At 67.1% G+C, this 5,203-nt stretch carries 4 protein-coding genes; 1 reads left to right on the top strand and 3 read right to left on the bottom strand.

The window, feature by feature from the left end:
• Positions 1-909 (bottom strand): RlpA-like double-psi beta-barrel domain-containing protein (locus TR48_RS30200; protein ID WP_500799097.1); only part of this gene is annotated, 909 nt, incomplete at its 3' end.
• A 1,098-nt stretch (positions 910-2,007) separates the two neighbouring features.
• Here TR48_RS30200 and TR48_RS30195 point away from each other — a divergent pair.
• Positions 2,008-3,906, top strand: coding sequence for a beta-1,3-glucanase family protein (locus tag TR48_RS30195; protein WP_042373276.1), 1,899 nt, complete (start codon positions 2,008-2,010; stop codon positions 3,904-3,906).
• Positions 3,907-4,045: 139 nt separating this feature from the next.
• Here the strand turns inward: TR48_RS30195 and TR48_RS30190 are convergent, their stop codons facing one another.
• Positions 4,046-4,384, bottom strand: coding sequence for a hypothetical protein (locus TR48_RS30190; RefSeq protein WP_152628270.1), 339 nt, complete (start codon positions 4,382-4,384; stop codon positions 4,046-4,048).
• Between the two features lie 48 nt (positions 4,385-4,432).
• Positions 4,433-5,203: DNA alkylation repair protein (locus tag TR48_RS30185; protein WP_052443173.1), on the bottom strand; the 771-nt coding region annotated here is incomplete at its 5' end.

Genomic DNA, 5,203 nt, shown 5'->3' with positions numbered 1-5,203 from the left:
GGAGGTGGTGTAGTTCACCTGGTTGAAGGGCTGCGAGCATCCGGAGGAGCAGGAGCCCGGCAGGCTGAACGTGTAGGTGCGGCCGCCTTGGATGAGCGTGTCATTGGTGTCGTACACGCGGATCGTGTAGGTGGTTCCTCCCGAGGAGGTGGGACCGAGGAGGTACTGCTGCCCCATGTCGCTCTGCATGGATGCCGGAACCCAGGAACTGCCGTTGTAGTAGTCCACGTTGTGAATACCGTTGGGCAGGTGGGTGACGTCGATCGTCGGCCAGCCCGGACTCGCGTTCTTGACGAATCCGATCGAGATGTCGCCCGAGTAGTTGGGTGCGGGGATGAACGACCAGGAGATGTGCCGGTTGTTCCAGCTGGTCGGGTACATGTCTGCGACAGGCTGACCGTTCAACTGGAACTGGTTCAGCGAGTCTGTTGCCAGGTCCAGGTGATTGGGGTCGTCTCGGCACCAGGCGTTGGGGTCGCCGCAGCTGTCGGCGACGAGCATGTTGAGAGTTGCTCCGTTGTACTTGTCCGAGGTCCAGCTGCCGTTGCGGCAGAACGGCTGGTTCTGGGCGCCGTCGTTGGTTCCCGTGCAGTAGTCCCCGATGGTCACCTGCACCCAACGGCCGCAGTTGTGGCCGTTGTTGAAGGCGCCCATCAGGTTGGCGTTGGCCGACGGAACGGGGCGCGGGGTGAGCGGGTCGGTGTAGTTCCCAGGCGAGTTCCACACGTTGAGGGCGACGAAGTTCTGCGAGTCCAGGTTTGCCTGGGGCACTCCGCAACCGCCGTAGGGGGTCCCAAGGCCGTCGAAGTGGGTGGCGTTGCCGACCACCGGATCTGCGACGGCCTGCTGGGCCGACGTGCTGGAGACGATGGGACCCGTGAGCAGTAGCGCGCCGAGCGCCGCTGTCACGGACAATCTCCTTCGGACGCGTTTCATGAGGGAAGACGTGACCACGATGACCTCCATGACTGGCATGGTTTCCTGCCGATGGCAGCCCGAATTCTCCGGGCGGGCTACGGGTGACTGTGCCATCCCGTATTGCCAGGGCTCAGGGATGAATGAAAGGAGTGGGTCGGGAAACAGTTCCGGCATCGGATGACGCAGATACAGGCAGCGACCCGGTAACTCGGATCCAACCGACGGTTGATGCGTCTTCCGGTGATCTGGCTAACAGACTATAAGTCCGAGTGGGAGGTGCCGCTCATGGGCTTGAACGATCTACTCCGGCTTGTGGCTAATGAGACTCCGGTACTCGTGCCAGACAGCGACGCGTACCGCGCGTTGGCTCGGCGTCTCCCGATCCTCATCGCCGCCTCCCAAGGCGAGCGGTGAAGCCCCATGGACCGTCGCAGACGCCGTTCATGCTGCTGATCGAGGCCGACACGCAGCGATGATGCACGAAGTAGCCGTTCGTCGACGGGGCAGCCGGCGTCGTCTCCAGGGGCCCGACTGGCGTGCGCGCCGCCACCGCGTGGAGCCTGAGCGGCCGCGACTCACTCGCCCTCAATGACTCGGCGATTCCCAAATTCTGTTGGTGAATCTAGGTCGCAGGCCTATCCCTGCCCTCCTCAGAAGCGATGCCGGGAGTCGGCGTCGAACCGGGGCGGATCCGCGCGAAGGACCCTGCCCGAAGTGCGCGAAGTCCAGCGGTCGCTGCCTGCCGTAGTGCCCCAAGGGCGGGGTTGAGCAGATGGAGAATTCCTCTGCGCGCTTGAAAGCGTGGATTCCCGCCCCCGATGGCATTAGGGCTTGACGGGTCATCGCACAGTCTTGATAGTGAAGGCGCAACATTCAGCACGCCCCCACGCCCGGGCATTTCCGGTGCTCCGCAAATCGCGATGCGGATACCTACCCGCAGGGAAACGCCGCCCTCGTCTGCGGCGGCACACGACCCATCAGTCCCCGCCGCAGGAATGCCCGTCCACCCCCACCCCACCCGGGACAGGGCCCGTGAGCCCCAGCACCCGATCCCACCTCATCGTCGTCGAACAGACCGGAGGAAGTCACGTGATCTCTCGTCGATCGTTCGTAGGGGCTGCGGCCGCCAGCGCGGTGGCGGCCGCAGCAGGCATCAGGCCGGCAGCCAAGGCCTATGCGGCCTCCCCGACGCCGCAGTTGATCCTGGCGAATGGCTCCGGCGGCAGCGTCGTCTACGCCAGCATCACCGCGACGGACTCCAGCGGGCAGCTGGGCTTCGTGGACAGCTCCGGGGCATTCCATGCCGCATCGAGCGCCTCCGGCAACTATGCGTTCCAGGTGCCGCAGGCAGGGCGGAACATACCGCTGAACCAGCCACTGGGCGTGGCGCGCGTCTGGTTCTCCGCAGGCGGACCGCTCAAGGGCCTGCAACCGGTGAGCGGGGGCATCCGCCAGCCCGCCCTCGGCAGCGACGACCCCGACTACGGCACCGACTGGACCTTCTGCGAGTTCACCTACGACGCGGACGGCTCGCTGTACGCGGACGTCACCTACGTGGACGCGGTCACCGCACCGGTCACCTTGCACCTGGTCGGCGCCGGCAGCCAGACCGCCACCCCGCTGCCCGCCGGCGCGCTGGACTCGATCGCGTCCGACCTGCGCGCCCAGGCCGCCGCGGACGGCTACCCATGGGACAAGCTGGTGACCACCGGCTCGGACGGACGAGTGCTGCGCGTCGTCTCCCCATGCAAGGTCGACTTCGGGTCCAGCACCTTCTCCACCTTCACCGGCTACTGGACCGGCTATGTCGGCCGCGTCTGGTCCCACTACGCCTCCCAGCCCCTGACCGTGGACACGCCCTACGGCACCTTCACCGGCCAGGTCACCAATGGAACCCTGGTCTTCAGCGGCCTGAACGACGACGGCAACGCGTTCACGGCACCCGGAGCCCTGGACATCTTCGGCTGCAACTCTGGCCCGTTCAGCAACACCAACGACGCCCGAGGCGCCGTCAGCGCCCGCCTGGGAGCCGCCTTCAACCGCAGCACCCTGCTGCTCCCCAGCGGCGGCAACCAGCCCGACGGCACGACCGTCACGCAGTACTACACCGACTCCAGCGACGTCACCAACCACTACGCCCGCATCGTCCACAAGTACGCCGTCGGCTACGCCTTCGGGTTCGATGACGTCACCCCGGCCGGCGGCGCCAACGTGTCCAGCACGATCTCCGACCCGGCGGTCAGCAGCCTGACCGTCACCTTCGGCGGCGGCGGGAGCACGCCCGACACCTCGGCGCCGAGCACCCCCACGGGCCTGGCCGCGACGGGCACCACAAGCAACAGCGTCACTCTTGCCTGGAACCCCTCCACCGACAACACGGGTGTCAGCGGCTACAACGTCTACCGCGGCGGCCAGAAGGTGGGCAGCACCACCGGAACCGGCTACACCGACACCGGCCTTGCCGCCTCAACCTCCTACACCTACACCGTGCAGGCGTACGACGCGGCAGGCAACGCCTCCGCCCAGTCTTCTCCCGCCACGGCGACCACCCAGGCGTCCGGTGCCAGCGGAGGCGGCTTCACCGCCACCTCTACCATCCAGGCCGAGGCCTATACCGCGCAGTCCGGAGCTCAGAGTCAGACCTGCACGGACACCGGCGGCGGCAAGGACATCGGACCCCTCACGAACGCCAACTGGCTCGAGTACGGCGGCGTCTCCTTCGGATCCACCTCCCCCACCCAGTTCAAGGCACGGCTGGCCTCCGGCGCGTCCTCGGGAGTGAGTGGAGCGGTGCAGGTTCGCCTGGGCAGCCCCTCCGGCACCAAGATCGCTGAAATCGACATCGCCAACACCGGCGGCTGGCAGAACTGGGAGACGGTCCCCGCCAACCTCATCGGCAACGTCACCGGCACACACGACCTCTACCTCTGCTTCTCCACCGGCAGCGGTGCGGACTTCGTCAGTGTCAACTGGTTCACCTTCGCCTGAGCCAGACAGTCCGCAGATGCGGGCTTCCATTCAACTTCCGGACGCGGAAAGGAGATGCCCTCTAGAGCAGAGAGGCAGGATGTGACCTGTCCAGGGCAGCATCCGCCTGATCGGTGAGGCGCCTCCCGGCTGCAGTCCCTCAGGTAGCCGGGGCGGTCTCGCCCGTGTTCGACGGGCGGACGCGGGGCCGTCCGATGATCCGCATGGCCGGGCGGCCGGGCCGCCACCCTGGTCGCCCACCGGCTCCGGGATCGGTTGGCACCGCAAACAGCGCCGAGGCGAATCCTGCGGCGAAGGCGATGAGCCTCAGGGGCGCGCCAATGGCTATCCCCATGTCCAGCAGGCGCGCCTCGAGCTGCGTGGTGGCCGCGTCAGCGCGAACAATGCCTTCGAACACTCCGTGGTCGTCCCGATCTTCATGCTCGACCGCAACCCAGCCCTTCCACGACCTCGGCGGCGGCTTCTTGGTGCGCCGCACACCTCGAACACCGGCCGTCCATCACATCGCCGGACTCCGCGAGCCCCGCTACCACATCACCACCGCCCCCTGACGATCAAGTGCGGGGAGAGTCTGCGTCTCCGAGTCCGGGTGCTGCGTCGAGCCGATGCTTTGGTTCACTGGCTGAATCAGGCGGCGCAGTGCCTCTCTTCGGGTCAGCGGAGAGACGTGAGAACCGTGGCGGTCCAGCCAGTCGGTGACGAGTCGCGGGTCACGCGTGGAGGTCTCGCGCAGTACCCAGCCAAGCGCCTTGCGTATGAAGAACTCCCGTTCGCCGACGAGGGCGTCGCAGTACCGGACAAGCCGGTCGGTGTCGGGACGGCCTGCGCGGATCGCAGGCAGCAGCGCGAGCAGTGCGGAGCGGCGGAGCCAGAAGTCGGGGTCGTGGATCCATCGGTCCGGCATGGCGCCTGCGGCTGGGTCCCGTTGGAGGACGACGCCGACACAGTGCACGGCCAGAGGATCCACGAGCGCCCAGGTCTGGCACTGGCGCAGCAGCGCTTCGAGCTCTCCAAGCTGGGCGGAGCTCAGGGCCCGTGCGTATTGCACCAGTATCTCGACAGACGCCCGGCGGTAGTCGTACACGGGTTTCGCGAAGCTCTCCGGGGTGGACCACAGGTCCTGGGCAAGGACCAGTACCTGCGCCGCAGGCAGAGCGCGCGCCCGCTGGCGGGCAGCGGTGACGCAGCGGCGCAGGTCGGGTACGCGGACCCCGAGGTGGTGCAGATCGCTGTGCAGGTATGCGCGTTGCTGGTCGGCCCGTGCGGGGTCGGCCAGTTCGTCCAGCTTGGCGCGCAG

The organism is Streptacidiphilus neutrinimicus, assembly GCF_000787815.1.
Classification (GTDB): Bacteria; Actinomycetota; Actinomycetes; order Streptomycetales; family Streptomycetaceae; genus Streptacidiphilus; species Streptacidiphilus neutrinimicus.
Note: the sequence above shows the minus strand (reverse complement) of the source record. Positions and strands in the feature narration are given on the sequence as shown.